Annotated in this window: 14 protein-coding genes; 1 reads left to right on the plus strand and 13 read right to left on the minus strand. The window is 59.0% G+C overall.

Annotated features, from left to right (window positions below; all coding sequences use genetic code 11):
- Nucleotides 1-104 precede the first annotated feature (104 nt).
- The 8 genes from ABVT35_RS19105 to ABVT35_RS19140 form a co-directional block, all read right to left on the minus strand.
- Entirely contained in the window at nt 105-1,271 is a 1,167-nt protein-coding gene (locus ABVT35_RS19105; protein ID WP_368468470.1) for a M24 family metallopeptidase, read from the minus strand.
- A gap of 91 nt (nt 1,272-1,362) precedes the next feature.
- On the minus strand, nt 1,363-2,562 hold the full coding sequence (locus tag ABVT35_RS19110; protein WP_368468472.1) for a M24 family metallopeptidase: 1,200 nt from the start codon (nt 2,560-2,562) through the stop codon (nt 1,363-1,365).
- 17 nt (nt 2,563-2,579) lie between these two features.
- Nucleotides 2,580-5,030 carry an FAD-dependent oxidoreductase gene (locus tag ABVT35_RS19115; protein ID WP_368468474.1) on the minus strand — a complete coding sequence of 817 codons (2,451 nt, stop codon included), beginning with the start codon at nt 5,028-5,030 and terminating at the stop codon, nt 2,580-2,582.
- Nucleotides 5,031-5,074: 44 nt separating this feature from the next.
- The gene (locus ABVT35_RS19120; protein WP_368468476.1) at nt 5,075-5,455 is read right to left on the minus strand and encodes an ectoine synthase; all 381 of its coding nucleotides are present in this window, start codon (nt 5,453-5,455) and stop codon (nt 5,075-5,077) included.
- A gap of 33 nt (nt 5,456-5,488) precedes the next feature.
- A complete protein-coding gene (locus ABVT35_RS19125) occupies nt 5,489-6,091 on the minus strand; it encodes a sarcosine oxidase subunit gamma (RefSeq protein ID WP_368468478.1) in 603 nt (200 codons plus the stop codon).
- The gene (locus tag ABVT35_RS19130) at nt 6,084-9,092 is read right to left on the minus strand and encodes a sarcosine oxidase subunit alpha family protein (RefSeq protein WP_368468480.1); all 3,009 of its coding nucleotides are present in this window, start codon (nt 9,090-9,092) and stop codon (nt 6,084-6,086) included. Before ABVT35_RS19130 ends, ABVT35_RS19125 begins: the two co-directional genes overlap by 8 nt.
- A complete protein-coding gene (locus ABVT35_RS19135; protein ID WP_368468482.1) occupies nt 9,085-9,381 on the minus strand; it encodes a sarcosine oxidase subunit delta in 297 nt (98 codons plus the stop codon). The genes ABVT35_RS19130 and ABVT35_RS19135 overlap by 8 nt, the downstream gene beginning before the upstream one ends.
- Before the next feature lie 13 nt (nt 9,382-9,394).
- Nucleotides 9,395-10,651: a sarcosine oxidase subunit beta family protein gene (locus ABVT35_RS19140; RefSeq protein ID WP_368468484.1), complete on the minus strand. Its 1,257-nt coding sequence runs from the start codon at nt 10,649-10,651 to the stop codon at nt 9,395-9,397.
- Between the two features lie 206 nt (nt 10,652-10,857).
- Here ABVT35_RS19140 and ABVT35_RS19145 point away from each other — a divergent pair, with 206 nt between their 5' ends.
- Nucleotides 10,858-11,766, plus strand: coding sequence for a LysR family transcriptional regulator (locus ABVT35_RS19145; protein WP_368468486.1), 909 nt, complete (start codon nt 10,858-10,860; stop codon nt 11,764-11,766).
- A gap of 23 nt (nt 11,767-11,789) precedes the next feature.
- Here the strand turns inward: ABVT35_RS19145 and ABVT35_RS19150 are convergent, their stop codons facing one another.
- The 5 genes from ABVT35_RS19150 to ehuC all read right to left on the minus strand — a co-directional run bounded on the left by ABVT35_RS19150 (nt 11,790) and on the right by ehuC (nt 16,042).
- On the minus strand, nt 11,790-12,947 hold the full coding sequence (locus ABVT35_RS19150) for a M24 family metallopeptidase (RefSeq protein WP_368468487.1): 1,158 nt from the start codon (nt 12,945-12,947) through the stop codon (nt 11,790-11,792).
- 41 nt (nt 12,948-12,988) lie between these two features.
- Entirely contained in the window at nt 12,989-13,783 is a 795-nt protein-coding gene (locus tag ABVT35_RS19155; protein WP_368468489.1) for an arylmalonate decarboxylase, read from the minus strand.
- Between the two features lie 106 nt (nt 13,784-13,889).
- Nucleotides 13,890-14,705 (minus strand): ectoine/hydroxyectoine ABC transporter ATP-binding protein EhuA, encoded by an 816-nt coding sequence (ehuA, locus tag ABVT35_RS19160; RefSeq protein ID WP_368468491.1) that lies wholly within the window; start codon nt 14,703-14,705, stop codon nt 13,890-13,892.
- 2 nt (nt 14,706-14,707) lie between these two features.
- Nucleotides 14,708-15,373, minus strand: a complete 666-nt coding sequence (gene ehuD, locus ABVT35_RS19165; protein WP_368468493.1) for an ectoine/hydroxyectoine ABC transporter permease subunit EhuD — start codon at nt 15,371-15,373, stop codon at nt 14,708-14,710.
- A gap of 3 nt (nt 15,374-15,376) precedes the next feature.
- On the minus strand, nt 15,377-16,042 hold the full coding sequence (gene ehuC / locus ABVT35_RS19170; RefSeq protein WP_368468495.1) for an ectoine/hydroxyectoine ABC transporter permease subunit EhuC: 666 nt from the start codon (nt 16,040-16,042) through the stop codon (nt 15,377-15,379).
- Nucleotides 16,043-16,095 lie beyond the last annotated feature (53 nt).

Here is a 16,095-nt window from a genome sequence, read left to right on the forward strand (position 1 = left end):
GGATTGACCGGTGAATTCGGTCTCCTGGTCAGGTGTCATAGCGGTAGCTTTCGACAGGTTTCGTACGTCTGACCTATGCTTCCGGGCAGTGCGCCGGTTCCCGGCTAGGCAACATAAAGTTGGATATGCCCCGGACCGCAGATCGGTTCGTAGCCGTCTTCGGTGACCAGATAGCTGCCGCCCTGGGTGATACCGATACCTTCGTCCACGAATTGCAGACAGGAGTGCGCGTAAAAAACCATGCCAGGAGCGAGTATCTTGTCTGACCAGCGGTTGATCGTGAGCGCCCCGACCCAGATCGGCGGATAGGCGATACCGAGCCCGGTGCCGAACATCGCCATATACGCGTTCTCGCGACCCGCGTGCTTCAGCGGTTCAAGAGATGCACTTTCCATCGCGCCGATCGGCTTGCCCGGTGCGCATTCTTCCAGTGCCGCCGCAAGCGTTTCATTGCCCAGGTCATAAAGCTCACGCACCAGCGGAGACGGTTCACCGGCCGCGAATGTGAACATCGACACGGCATGGTACCGGTTCGAGACACCAGCGAATTCCATATGGACGACATCGCCTTCTTCGATCTTCTTGTTGGTCGGCGTCGAGTGCATGCCGGGCGTGCGCGCGCCGGTGGCGCAAAGTGTCGCCAGGGCGGAAAACTCGCTGCCCGCAGAGCGCATTGCATGTTCGACTTCCGTTGCCAGATCGATCTCTGTCATGCCGACGCGCAGGACTTCTTGCGCCTTTTTCCAACCGATATCGGCGTATTTGCCGGCTTGTCGAACATGAACAAGTTCCGCCTCGCTCTTTTGAAACTGCAGCGTGCTGAACAGCACGGTGGCATCGTCAAGCCTGGCAGACGCCAGGGTATTCACAAGATTGAATCCATACCGTGCCGTGCAGGCATAGGACCCGAAATCAACCCCGATTCGGCCCGTGCCAATGCCGAGATCACGCACAATTCCCGCAATGATTTCAAGCGGGTCTGCGAAATTCAGCTGATAGTCCCTGACATCGGGCAGCCAGGACGTTTCCCTTGCATTGATCACATCGATGTTGCGCACAAGCAGGACCGGATCGTCGTTGCCCTCGGTGGCGAAGATCAAGGCCTGGGGGCTGAAATAGGAGCAGCAGTCGAAGCCGCCGAGATAGTTGAGGAGTTCAGCTCCGATGCAAATGGCACCGTCATAACCCTCGGCCGCAAGCGCCTTGCGTGCACGAGCAACACGTTCCCGGTGTTCTGCCGCCGTGAAAACAGCGAATTGCGGTCTGGACATCGTCTGGTTCTCCTTATCGCCACGATTTTATTGGGTTATTTCCCGGCGCATCGAAACGCGCTCCAACGCACCCGGCATTTGCCGTGCGCGGTCATTGTCTGATGACCGGTATTTCCTCCGGTGCCCGGCGGGTCAGAAGCTCGGTGCCGTTCTCGCGGATCACGATGTTTTCCTCATGCAGCATGTTGAAACCATCGCCATAGCTCATGCCCGGTTCGATGGTGATGACCATGCCGGGCTCAAGAACGGTTCTGTCCCGCGCGGTATGGGACGGCCATTCGGTCAGCTGCATGCCCAGACCGTGGCCCAGGCGGCCGACATCGCCCTCGCTGGCTCCGCTGGCTGCCATCACCCTGGCCATGGCGTGAAAAAGATCGGCCGCCGTGGCGCCGGGAACCGCTGCCGCGATGCCCGCTTCGGTGGCGGCATAGACCACGTCATAGGCTCGGCGCATTTCGTCCGTGGCATGACCGAATGCATAGTTTCGGTCGAAGTCGCAGAAATAGCCGTCGAACACTGCACCGGTGTCCAGCATCATCATGTCACCGGCGCCGAGGATGCGGTTGGTGGGCTGCTTGATCACATCGGCAAAGCCGCCGGGGCCGGAACTGCCTACCAGATACGGGACCTCATCGGCGCCGCGCTGCAGAAGTTCAATCCGCATCCTTGCAAAGGCCTGACGTTCAGTGTCGCCGATCTGAACGAATTTCGGGAATGCCTTGAATGCATCTGATGCGATCGCGCAGATATGGGCAATCTTTTCAATCTCCGCAGCAGATTTCACCATTCTTTGCGTACGCACGATCTCGGTAGCGTCCACAAAACGGTTGGCCCCGACCTGTGTCCGCAACCGGTCGAAATCGGCAGCGGGCACGCGGACGTGAGTCTCGTGGCCCATGGGGGTCCCGATCTTGCCGTGCGCACCGGCGATTTCACGCAGTGTCTCGGCCAGCAGCGTCACGCCGTCGTCATCCGGCTGGGGGGCCGGCCATGTGCGAATATCCTCAATCCAGGTACGCTCCCAACAGGCCGCGCCGATCCCGGGAATGACCGCGACGGGCTTGCCCTGAAGCGGGATGACCAGGAACCAGGGCCGCGTCGGACTTTGCCAGAACGGCGTATGGAATCCCGAATAGTAACGGACTTCGGCCTCCGTCGACAAAAGCATTGCGCCTATCCCGAGCCGATCCATCTTCTCCTGGGCTTTTGCCGTGCGGGCCTCGAACTCCGGTGTGTCGAAGCCTCGTTCAGGCGCGGGCCTTTGCAACATTTCCAGCTTGGTTTCTCCCATGAATCGGACCGCCACGCTCAGGCTTTGACGCGGGCGTTCGCCGGGTCAAACATCGGGCGCAGACTTGCCCTGGCGGCAATGCGCTTTCCGGCCACCGCGATTTCGTATGATCCGGTTGTCAGATCTTTGGCCGTGCCGCCCTTGGGAATGGAAACCATGCCGAGTGCAACGGCCCCGCCAAGCGAGTGGCCATAGCTGCCGGTGGTAACGCTGCCGACCACCTCGCCATCGCGATAGATGGGTTCGTGGTGGTAGATGAAGGCATCAGGATCTTCCAAAAGGAACTGCATGATGCGGCGATCACCTCCGGTCTCGCGGCGCGAAACCAGTGCGTCGCGTCCGATGAAGCCACCGGGCTTGTCGAGCTTTGCAGCAAACATCAGTCCGGCTTCGACCGGCGTGTCAAAAGAGGCCATATCGTGTCCCCAGTGCCGGAAGGCCTTTTCCACCCGCAGGGATTCTGCCGCGTGGAAACCGACAAGCGCGGGCGGTGGAGCCTTTTGCCCAGACAGAAGGTCCTCAAGCAGCGCTCCGGCAAATTCACTGGACACGAAGATTTCCCAGCCAAGTTCACCCTGATAGGTAATCCGCTGCGCCCTTACGCCTACGCGACCGATCTCGACCTCCTGGAAAGTGCCGAAGGGAAAGGCCTCGTTGGACAGGTCCGTTTTGGTAAAGACCTGCAGGAAATCGCGTGCACGCGGCCCCATCAGGCCAATTACGGCCTGGGCTGCGGTAATATCCGTTATCGTTACGTGCGCGCCTGATTGAACATGGGCCTTCAGCCAATGGAGATCGCGGTGTGCCGTGCCGGCGCTGGTCATGATCAGAAAACGATCTTCGGCCAGACGGGCGATGGTCAGATCCGCCTCGATGCCGGCTTTTTCATTCAGCCATTGGGTATAGACAACGTTGCCGACCGGACAGTCGATGTCGTTGGTCGAGATAAACTGCAATGTTGTCAGGGCATCCGGTCCCTCGACCTGAAACTTGGCAAAGGGCGAAAGGTCGATCAGCCCGAGGTCCTCGCGCAGGGCCTTGTGCTCACGCTCCCAGTGTTCGACGAACGGCGCCCGTCCGAAGGCGTATTGATATTCCGGCTCCACGCCGTCAGGGGCAAACCACATTGGGCGCTCCCATCCGGCGCCTTCACCGAATACGGCACCATTTTCCGCCCAGTGATGATGGAACGGAGAGCGTCTGAGGTTGCGGCCCAGTGCGCGTTGCTTGTAGGGCCAGTGCATCTGATAAAAAAGCGTCAGGGTTTCCGGGACGCGTTCGACGAGATAGCTGTGATTGGACTGGAAGTCGCCGAAACGGTTTACGTCCACATCGGCCAGGTCCATTGGCGCGCAGCCCTGAATGATCCAGTCGGCCAGCGCCTTGCCCGCGCCGGGGCCGCTTTGGATGCCTGTCGAATTGAATCCCCCGGCCACGAAGTAGTTGCTGCAACCTGCCACACTGCCCAAGACATACTTTCCATCGGGCGTATAGCCCTCCGGACCGTTGAAGAAGGTGCGGATACCGACATTCTGGATGGCCGGTACACGTTCCAGGAGCAACTCGAGCAGCGGATCAAGATGTCCGTCGGGGAAGGGGAGTTCGTCAAACGAGAAATCTCCAGGTATTCCCCCTTCGGGGTTCCAGACCTTCGCATTCGGCTCCGAAAACCCGATCAGCAGCTTGCCGGCGTCTTCCTTGTAGTAGGCGCCTTCGTCATAGACGCGCAGAACCGGAAGGTCCGGCGTCAGACCCTCGACCGGATCGGTCACAACATAGAAATGCTGATTGGCCTGAATGGGCAGTTTGATCCCGTGGCTGCCGGCAAAGCTGTGCGCCCAGATTCCGGTACAGTTGACGACAAACTCGGCGGCGATGGTGCCTTGATCGGTTTCAACCCCGGTCGCGCGGCCGCCGGATAAGGTGACCCGCCGTACGGTGATACCTTCGCGGATCGTCGCGCCGTGATTGCGTGCGGCCTTGGCCAACGCCATCGTCGTGTCGATCGGGTTTGTCTGCCCGTCATTCGGAAAGTGTATGGCTCCGACCGCGCCGGTAATATTCAGCATCGGCCAATGGCTCTTCAGTTCCTCGGGCGAGAGTTCGTGCACCTCGATGTTCTGACCAAGGGCCGAGTCCCGCTTGCGGCGCAGCTCTTCCATGCGCCCGGCGTTCAGAGCCATGGCGATAGAGCCGTTGCGCTTGAAACCGGTCGCCTGCCCGGTATCCGCCTCCAGACGCTCCATCAGGTCCAGACCGTATCTGGCAAGCTCGGTCATGGCGGGTACGGCCTGCATTTCGCTGACCAGTCCCGCAGCGTGCCAGGTTGATCCACACGTCAACCTGTCGCGTTCCAGCAGCAGGATATCGCTCCAGCCTGATCTGGCCAGGTGATAAGCCACCGAACAGCCGACGATGCCGCCGCCGACGATGACCACTTTAGCCGATTGAGGGAGTTCTTTGTGCATCCGGGGTGCCTTTCAGATTTTGCCGCCACTCCGCGCGGTCCGTTTCAGTAACTGGACCCCGGTGTGTTGATGTCGTGTTTCTCATTACCCTTGAGTGGAGGATTGAAGACGCAGATCAGGCGCAGATCTTCCGTTGCGCGCAGACGATGGCGATCGTGATCATCCAGGACGTACATGACGCCCGGTTTGATTTCGTACTTGGTTTCAGTGGCCAGATCCGTGATCGAACCCTTGCCTTCGACGCAATAGACCGCTTCAAGGTGGTTCTTGTACTGGATCTCAAGGTCCGTACCTGCATTCACGATCGTATCAAGCAGGGCGAAACCCATATTGTCCGCTTCGACCAGCAGCCTGCGGCTTTGACCGTTGCCCCAGGCAATATCGCGTTCCGTCCCGATAACGTCGTCCAGAGTTCTTACAAACATTTTTACCTCGCTGCTTTGTATGGGGCGCCGGCTCTAACCGGCCAGTGCCTCACGCCCCATGGGCGTTTGCGTTGCGATGTGGGCAGACTCCTGCAGCCACTGCCAGAACGACAGTGCAAAGGAACGCAGAACATAAAGGTCATAAGCCTCGGGCTCTTCTGCTATTTTGTGGATCAGGACCCACATGTGATGAATGCCGGTTTGGGCAAAAGTACCGGCAGGAAAGACGCTCCTGTCGAAGTCGACCGGTGCTCCGCGCGACAGAAGCGCCGCTGCTCCCGGGCCAGTTAACCGGATGCGTATGCGGGAATGATCCTGCTGACTTACCGATCCATCTTCACATGGGACGGCACCTTTCAGTGAGGAAAACAGATCAGGGGTCTGCGAGACGATCATTAGTCTGCGTGGCGCAATGCGAAATGCCGTTGCATGATCGGAACCGGCAGTTGTCCGGCAATCATCCGGAATGCCGATTTTCAATGCCTTGCCAACGGTACCAAAGACCTTATCGGCCGTGTCCGGCCAGGCGGAGACCAGGACGAGGCCGGAGATGCTGTTTTCTTCGCACCGCAGACCTGCGGCGAGCTCCACGGCACCGGTCGTGACCAGCGCCGGGGCGGAACGGGGATCAGGCACGGGCTTTTTCTCCATCCGGGTCATAGAAATGCGGCGAGGTGACGTGGGCCGCGATGATGGTGTCATCCACCGTGTCCACGACATTTACGGTTGTTCCCTTGCGGGCACGGCCGCCCGACAGGAGACCAAGCCCGATCGTTGAACCGACTACCGGGCTGAAAGCCACGGCGGTAACGTAACCAAGCCCGTGCCCCTGTGGCGTCTCGTTGGGCTCGCTCAGGATTGATCCGCCTTTGATAACCGCACTGGGGTCGACGGGGCGCAGGCCCACGAATTGCTGGCGCTCGGGAGCTGCCAGGGCTTCGCGCTGGGCCAGAACCTGCCCGACATAGGGTTTTTTCGTGCTGCCCATACGGGCCAGTCCAAGATCGTCCAGGGTTGTACGCCCGGTGATCTCGGACCCGGCAACATGGCCTTTTTCCACCCGGAGCGCTCCCAGTGCCTCAATTCCGCAAAGCAGCAGATCATGCGCGGAACCCGCGGCCACGACAGCCTCCTGCAGTGCTTCGCCGAAACCCGCCGGCGTATAGATCTCGTAGCCGAGTTCTCCGGTGAAAGTGATACGGATCACCCGAACCGGCAAACCTGCCATCGTGCCCTCGGCGGCGCCCATGAAGGGCAGGCCTTCGTTCGAAAAGTCGATATCGCTATCGATGCTCGACAGGAGACCGCGCGCCCTCGGGCCGGACACGGCGACCGCGGCCCACTGATCGGTGGCCGAGGTGACCTCGACCCTAAGATCGGTCCAGCAGGTCTGCAGCAGGAATTCCAGATGGCTCATCACGGCCCCGGCTCCGGCCGTTGTCACGGTCATGAAGTAGTGATGTTCGGAAAGGCGGGTGGTGGTGCCGTCATCGAATACCATCCCGTCCTCGCGCAACATGACGCCGTACCGCGCCCTGCCGACCGGCAGTGTTTTCCAGCCATTGACATAGATCCGGTTCAGGAACTCCGCGGCGTCCGGACCCTGGACATCTATCTTGCCAAGCGTGGACACGTCCACGATCCCGACGGACCTGCGCAGTTCGCGCGCCTCCCGGATATAAGCGGCTTCCAGATCTTCGCCCGGCTTGGGGTAATACCAGGCGCGGTCCCATATGCCGGTTTCGATGAATTCGGCCCCATTATTGAGATGCCACTGCCGCATGGGCGTGTGACGGCGGGGTTCGATGGCTGGACCGGTTTCATGCCCGGCAAGCGCACCCGCCGCAACCGGTGTAAATGGCGGGCGGAATGTCGTAACGCCAACCTCGGGAATGGATTTGCCGCGATGCTTCGCCATCAGGGCAAGTGCGATCACATTGGCGCCTTTCCCCTGGTCCGATGCCATTCCCAAAGTCGTGTAGCGTTTGAGGTGTTCGACGGAGACATAGCCTTCGCGGTGCGCCAGAGCGACGTCGGATACCGTCACGTCGTGCTGCAGGTCCACGAATGCTTTCCTGTGGGAATTCCCGTGCCGGTCGCAGACTTCCCAGACCGGACGCAATGGAGTCTCCCAACCGTCCTTCAGGTCAAGTGCCGGAAGGCGTTCCGAACCTTTTGGCTCGGTGAATCCGCAGGCCAAAGCGGCTTCAAGTCCTTTCGCCTGCCCATCTATGACGCAATCCCGGGTCGCGATCTTCCCGTTGGCCGCTCCCGCCACATGAAACCCGTCTTCGACAACGGCACCCGGGCTAAAAGCGGCCAGGGCGTCGTCATAGGCGGGCTTGCTGCTGCGCTGTCCGAGCAGATGCAGCGTTGGTGACCAGCCGCCGGAAACACAAAGAAGATCGCACTTGTATGCACTTGCGGTTCCGCAAAGGTTGCCTGTTTCGCAATCAAAGGGAGCGACTTCCACCGATGCGACGCGCTTGCGGCCCTTGGCTTTGGCGACGGCCTTTCCTGTCTGAATGACCACACCGCTGTTCTCGGCCGGTGTGCGGGCAACCGCGGGCGCTTCTGGCCGGGCATCGACCAGCATGACCGACGCTCCGGCCCGGGACAATTCCGTTGCAGCCCAATAGGCGCCGTCATTGTTGGTGAAGATCACAATGTTCTTACCGGCAAGAACACCATAGTGGTTCAGATATCCGCGGGCGGCGCTTGCCAGCATGACCCCGGGCAAATCATTGCCGCCAAAAACAATCGGCCGTTCCAGCGCGCCGGTAGCGAGAATGGCCTGACCGGTCCGCATAATCCACATGCGCTGGCGCAGCACTGCCTGTTGCGGTGGGCCGACGTGATCCTGAACACGTTCGACCAAACCAAAGCTACCGTGGTCATAGGCGCCAAAGACCGAGCATCTGGTCAAAATGCGCACGTTTTCGGCAGCTTTGAGAATGGCTACCTGTTCGGCGATCCAGCGATCGGCTTCGCCATTTGCTGGTGTGTTCAAAAGCCCGCCGCCAAGGTCGGGGGATTGCTCCACCAGAACCACACGAGCACCGGTCCTCGCCGCTGCAACAGCCGCCGCAAGCCCGGCAGGTCCGCCGCCCACGACCATCACATCGCAAAATCCGTGGACCTTTTCGTAAAGATCCGGGTCTTTCTGCGTTGTCGCTTCACCCATGCCGGCGGCCTTGCGGATGAAATGTTCGTAGAACATCCATGATTTCCGGGTCGGCCCCATGAAGGTCTTGTAGTAGAAACCGGCCGCCAGGAAGCGTGAGAAGTTGTCGTTAATCGACATGGCGTCGAATTCGAGTGACGGCCAGCAGTTCTGACTGCGCGCGGTTAGCCCTTCAGATAATTCAACAACGGTGGCCTGTGTATTCGGTTCGGTCCGGCTGCCGGTATTGATCGTCACCAGTGCATTTGGATCATCTACGCCCATCGAGTAGATGCCGCGCGGCCGGTGATACTTGAAGCTGCGGCTCACAAGCGCGATCCCGTTGGCCAGCAGAGCCGAGGCGAGCGAATCCCCGGTATAGCCGGTCAACTTTCTGCCGTTGAAGCTGAAGGAGAGCGGTTTGTTCCGGTTGATGCGGCCATAGGATTGCGTACGTGTCGGTCCACTAGCCATATTTCAGTTCTCCCAGCGATCGCTCTGCGTCAGGCGCGTCAGCTGCGAGTTGAACGGATACGATTTCGTGCGAAACCGTGTCGCGCTGAACCACGATCCACTGGTGGCATCCATCGGTGTGCTGCCAGAACTCGTAATGCAGTCCGCGAGGGTTGCGGCGCAGGAAAACGTAATCCGACCAGCGATCGATGCCGGTGTCATCAAGGGCAGGGCGGCTGCGCAGCGCATCGCCGCCATATTCAAACTCACGATGATCTCGCAGACCGCAACACGGGCACTCGATTCTCATGGCGTGCTTCCTGTCAGTGATGGCCCGGAACAGGACCGGTGCCGCTTTCGTTGATGGTTGCGCCCCGGCGGAACCGGTCAAGCGTGTAGCCGACACTCAGCGGGTGCGGTTCGTCTTTCGCAATCGTGTGAGCGAGACACCAGCCCGCGCCCGGTGTCGCCTTGAAACCGCCGTAACACCAGCCCGCACTCATGTAGAAGCCGTCAACAGGCATCTTGCAGATGATCGGGCTGCCATCCATGGTCATATCCATGATGCCGCCCCAGTGGCGCAGGATGCGCAACCGCGAAAGGCAGGGCATCAGCGCCTTGCCAATACCCAGAACGTGTTCAACCTTGGGCAGATTGCCGCGCTGGGCATAGGAATTGTACCCATCCAGACTGCCGCCAAGCACAAGTCCGCCCTTGTCCGACTGGCTGATGTAGTAGAGCATGCCGAACGAGGCGATGACGCAATTCACCAACGGTTTGATCGGCTCGGTCACGAAGGCCTGCAAAAGATGGCTTTCGATCGGCAGTTGGAAGCCGGCCTTTTCCGCAAGGACACCGGAGTTGCCTGCGACTGCCATTGCCACCTTGGGCGCACGGATGTTGCCGCGGGTTGTCTCGACGCCGGCAATTTTCAAGCCTTCCCGGATAAATCCCATTACCTCGCATTGCTGGATGATATCCACGCCCTGCCGATCGGCGGCACGGGCGTAGCCCCAGGCAACTGCATCGTGGCGTGCAGTGCCGGCGCGCTGTTGCCAAACGCCGCCGAGGATCGGATAGCGGGCATTGCTCGACAAATCCAGATAGGGCGCTTTTTCCCGGATTTGTTCCGGTGTCAGAAAGCTCGCCTCGATCCCGTTCAACCGCATTGCATGGACGCGCTGACGACCTGCATCAACCTGCCCGTAGGAGTGCAGCAATCCCATGTATCCGCGTTGCGAAAACATGGTGTTGTAGTTCAATTCCCGGCTGAGGTTTTCCCACAGTTTCAGAGAAAATTCGTAGAACTGTGTGTTTCCGTTTTCCATATAGTTGGAGCGGACGATCGTCGTGTTGCGGCCAACGTTGCCACCGCCAAGCCAGCCTTTCTCCAGCACCGCGACCCGCTTGATGCCATGCTCTTTCGCCAGATAATACGCGGTTGCAAGCCCATGCCCGCCGCCGCCAATGACGATGACGTCATATGTGGGCTGAGGGTCGGGATCGCGCCATGCCCGGCCCCATCCCCGGTTATTGCGGAGCGCTTTGGCGAAAACCTTGAAGCCTGAGTATTTGGTCATGGCGTGCTCACCTTTTCAGACCGGTTCCAAACCAACCCCGGCCTCAAGGCCATTTGTGCTTTGAGGATTGGATGGTTCTGTGAGTTTTTCTACGATGTGCCTTTCGGTCCGCTCGTTGAGAATAATCTCAACAGACTTGAAGAATGTTGAATTTGGCGGTATTCAGCAATTGAAATTATCTGAAAAGCGGGAGAGAAAAACTCAAGGTGAAACGCAAAAGCCGATATGGTCCCCTGCCTTCGATCAACGCACTTCGTTCGTTTGAGACAACGGCAAGGCTTGGCAGTGTGACAAAAGCCGCGGACGAGCTTTGCGTCACGCCCTCCGCCGTCAGTCATCAGATTCGGAAGCTTGAAGAAATTTTTGGACGTCCGCTGATCGAGTTCGTTGACGGCAGAGCAAACCTGACTGAGTGGGGAACCTCATTGCTCCCCGGTTTGACCGACGGATTCATGCGGATTCGCGGCGCCGTGAACCTGCTGCAGGATCAATCTGAAACTCAGACACTGACAATCGCGGCGCGACCGCTTTTCGCTTCCAAGTGGCTATCGCCCAGGCTCGACCGTTTTTGGGAAATGCACCCGGACATTGCCCTCAGGATGCGTTACCTGACGCAAAGGTTTGAGGCCTCGAACGATACGGCGGATGCCTCAATCGAATGGTATGCAGAACACCCGCGCGATGCGAACTGTGTGCAGTTGTTTCCTGCAGCCCTGGCACCGATTTGCAGCCCGAAATTGAACGTCAACGCCAACATTGAAAGTCTGAGCGATGTCGTATTGCTCAGCGAAACGTTGCAGGACTACTGGCGAGACTGGTTTAATCAAATGAATGTACCGGATTTCCAGCCCGGACACACAGCGGTTCTGGACGACGGTTCCATTCGCCTAAACGCCGCCATTGCAGGAAAGGGTGTCGATATGTCGGTACCCTGCTTCCTGGAACAGGAGTTTGCCGCCGAACTCCTCATCGAGCCTTTTCCGAACGCCAGACTGAAGGGGCATTACTACCTGATGCTTCCCGAATACCCGTCCGCCAAAGCCATCGCTTTCCAGGCCTGGATATTGGATGAGGTCGCCGACGATCCCATGGTGCGGTCGCAAGAGCCAGATTAGATTGGTGTCGCTTTCAGCCCTGTTCAGGCATTCAGTATGACATCATCCAAGGTCTTGGGATGGTCGGTAACCGGTTCCCAGCCTTCCTGCGTGACAATGAAACTGTCGCCGACCTGCGCGCGGAAGGTGTCGACCGAAACCGAACCATCCACGGCCAACACCATGCCGGGCTGCAGGATCGTTGTATCCCCGGTTACCAGTTGCGGCCTTTCAAGAAAGCTGAACCCCGTCGCACGTCCGCAACGAAACGGATATTCGTATCCCGCACCCTGAATGACCTCCGCATAGGCGGCATGGACACTTTCAGCAGTCACGCCGGGACGCAGCGCAGAAAGGGCCGCCTTTTGACTTTCTACCGCAACCTCATAGACCGCTGCCTGCGACTCGTCGGCGAGCTCGCCGATCCAGAACGTGCGATCGAAACCCAGCTTGAAGCGGTGGAAATTGGTCATGCCGCAAAAACACAGGAAAACAGGTTCACCGCGGCGCATGATACGGGTTGAGGCCCTGTGGTGGGTCTTGGTGATTGTGTCGCCCGAGGCCATGATCTGCAGGAAATGGGTGTTCGGAGACATGTCGGCGTCTTCATAGTGCGCCGCAAGAAGTTCAGCCGCTTTGCGGGTTCCAGCCTGTGACGTTGCTATCGCCACCTCGTATTCCGGCACACCATCGGCGATAGCGGAGCGACCGGCAGCCATCATTGCATTGGCCACCTGGCCGGCGTGCCGCGCAAGCTGCAGTTCTTCATCGGATTTGATCATGCGCATATCGGCCAGGATCGGGGTCGCGCTTGTCAGCTTTTCAGCTCCCACCAGTTTGTTCACATAGGCGCGGACCACAGGTGGCATGTGGTCCGGCTCAATGGCGATGCGCCTTGCGCCCCTGACAGCGCCAGGAAGCTGCTCGCGCCATTCACTGCCCATGCCATCATTCCAGGCTGCTATGCGGTCGACGCGCGCCGCCGCCTGCGCGGTATTCAGATCTATTGTCGGGGTGATGAGCAGGCTGTCGCCGTCGTTCGCAACCACGAGGATCGTCGGGCGCCCGAATTCCATATGCAGATAGTCGTAGTAGCCGGTCAGGTAATAGACGTTGTCGTCATCGGTGATCAGCGCCACATCAATCCCGGCATCGGCAAGACGCCGTCGAAAGGACTGCATCCGGGACGAGAACATGGTCATCTGCATTCCTCCTTGTGTATGGCGGCCGATCCCGGGCGTCGCTAGGTTTGCGGCAAAAGGGCGTTTCCGGGTTTGGTAAAGATCTGTCCAAATCCTTTCAGCTCGTCCTTGATACCGGCCCGGCGCAGGCAGCTCCAGAACTGAGCCTGGTTGGAAGTAATGACAGGTTTGCCGGTCGCCTGCTCAATCTCATCGGCAACTTCGAGCGCGCGAATGCCGCCGCAGCTCAGAAAGATCGCATCGGCCTCCGGCTGGTCAATTCCTATCGCGAATGTCTTCCAGAACTCCGGTGTGACCTGTCCCATCTCGGTTCCGGTGTTCAGGTTGAGTCCCTGAATATCCAGGATTTCAAATCCCTTTTTCAGCAGGTATTCGGCTTCGGCGGTATTGACTTCGTCAAGATAGGGCGTTCCCACAACGAGTTTTTTTGCCCCCAGTTCGTTCAGCGCATCAAGCACGCCCTGGACAAGGCACATAGGCTGGGCCCAGGGAGCGCCTTTCTTGATCTCGGACATTACCCGGTCCTCGCCGATCACGATGGACCCGCTCGTGCAACTATAGCTGATTACGTCCGGCTTGAGATCCGGCTGTATGCGGGATGCAGCATCCGCCATATGCTCTATGTGACGCGACAGTGTTTCGTTTGTCGTGTAATCCTCCGTCTTCAGCCGGGTGATATGCACCGCGACACCTTCGGGAACCATGTCGAAAAAGTCCGCCTCTCCGGCCAGATCCGTCGACATGAGGATAAAGCCCAGACGCGCACGATGATGCCGGCCCTTATCCAGGACGGGCTCCCAATGATTTGATGAAACCGTATCGCCTGATTTGAACATTGGATCGCTTCCTTTCCCGGGGATTTGGTTTACCTGTTGCGGCTTGTTGCCGATTGCTGACTGATCTGATCTATCTGCCTATCCGCTTGTAAACATTGCGAATCCGTCACACGGCCTCACGCACCGCGCTCAAAAACTGCCGGGTCCGTTCTTTTTGCGGGTTGCCGAACAGTTCCGCCGGCGGCCCCTGTTCCTCGATCTTGCCTCCGAAGAAGAAGCATACGCGGTCGGAGATGTCGCGCGCAAAGCCCATCTGGTGGGTGACCATGAGCATGGTCAGGTTGTGCTCGCTCACGAGCTTGCGGATAACGTTTGTCACTTCGCCGATCACCTCAGGATCCAGTGCGGATGTCACCTCGTCAAAGAGCATGACCTTGGGCCGCATGGCGAGCGCCCTTGCAATTGCCACGCGCTGCTGCTGGCCGCCGGACAGACGCGAGGGATGCTGATCCTTCTTTTCGATCATACCGACCATTTCAAGAAGTTCTTCGGAACGGTCGCGCGCTTCGGCTTTCGAAAGGCCAAGCACCTGTACTGGGCCCTCCATGCAGTTTTCCAGCGCCGTCATGTGCGGGAAGAGATTGAAGTGCTGAAAGCACATGCCGATGTCGGCGCGCCGCTTGCGCAGATGGCGCTGGTTTGCCGGCACCAAATCTCCGTTTCGCGGCATGTGGGTCAATGGCTTGCCGTCGACATATATGCATCCGCCATTGATCTGCTCTAGCGTCATCAGCATGCGCAGTACCGTTGTCTTGCCGGAACCGGAAGGCCCGATGATGGAAACCATCTCGCCCGGTGCGACATCGAGGTCCAGGTCGTCCAGCACGACCAGCGGTCCATATGCTTTGTGTACCTGGCGGAAGCTGACCATCGGCATGTCGTTGCCGGCCAGTTCAAGCGGAAAACCGGTTACATCCTGCATATTCATAGCCCCAGTTTGCGGCGGACATAACCTTCGAACAACCGGATCAGGCCGGCCGCAGGAAGCGAGATCGCCAGAAAGATAACACCCACCATCGTATAGGGTTCGAGAAAGCGGTAGTGCTCCGATCCGATGGCATTTGCGGTGTGGATCAACTCGGCAACGCCAATCACCGAAAGCATCGGTGTGTCCTTGAAGATGCCGACAAGATAGTTGCCCATGCCTGCCAGCGCGGGGGGAATGGCCTGCGGGATGATGACACGCCGGTACTTTTGCAGCGTTGTCATGTTCAGCGCTGTTGCGGCCTCCCACTGGCCTTTCGGGACGCTTTCGATACCGCCGCGATAGACTTCGGAGAGATAGCAGGCATAGTGCAGGCCTATGGCAATCATGCCGGACGTCCAGGGGCTGAGCCGGACGCCGATCTGCGGACCCACATAGAAGACGAAGAAGATCTGCAGGATCAGCGGCGTGGAGCGAATGAACTCCACAAATTCACGCACAGCGAATGTTAGCGGTCGGTAGGGGCTGCGCTGCGCGAGCGCCAGGGCAAGGCCCAGTACAACAGCGATCGCATATCCGGCCCCAGCGGCGATAAGGGTGTTGCCGGTGGCCTGGATCAGGCGTGGTGTAATTTCCCAGGCAAATTCCCATCTCCATTGGAACACCGATCAGGTCCTCCCAAGCTTGCGCGCCATGAATCGCTCCAGCCAGCGCATGAACGGGGTCACCAGAAAGCGGGCAAGAATGTAATAGATCACAAGCGCGGCCCCGAAGGCCTGAGCCGACAGGAAGGTCGACGCGTTGATCTGCCTCGCCTCGAACATCAGGTCGGCAACAGAGATGAGAGAAACAAGGGCGGTGCCCTTCAGAAGTTCGATCATCAGGTTGCCCCAGGGCGGCAGCATGTTGACCAGCGCCTGCGGCAGGATAATCCGCCACATACGCTTCGCGGGGCTCATGTTGATTGCCAGCGCGGCCTCCCACTGACCCTTTGGCACGGAGAGGATGCCGCCGCGCACGAGTTCCGCTCCGTAGGCGCCGATATTCATGCCGACCGCCACATATCCGGCGGTGAATTTCTCGATGGATAACCCGAAAAGCGGCAGGACAAAGAAGATCCAGTAGAGCTGGACCACAAGTGACGTGCCCCGGAAGATCTCGATATATGTTATTGCCGCACCACGCAGGAGTGGGTTTTGCGAAAGCTTCATCAAGCCCATGCACAGTGAGACGGCGATACCCAGAGCTGCCGCGAGAAAGAACTGGGCCATCGTGACGGCAGTCCCCGACAGCAGTCGTGGCCAGTACTGGACGACGAAATCGAAAATGCTCATCGGCTCACCTAGCGGTAACTCGCGAGACGAAAGCGGCGGGCTGGTCAAGCCCG

It is taken from the genome of Hoeflea sp. TYP-13 (assembly GCF_040932035.1).
Lineage (GTDB): Bacteria > Pseudomonadota > Alphaproteobacteria > Rhizobiales > Rhizobiaceae > Hoeflea_A.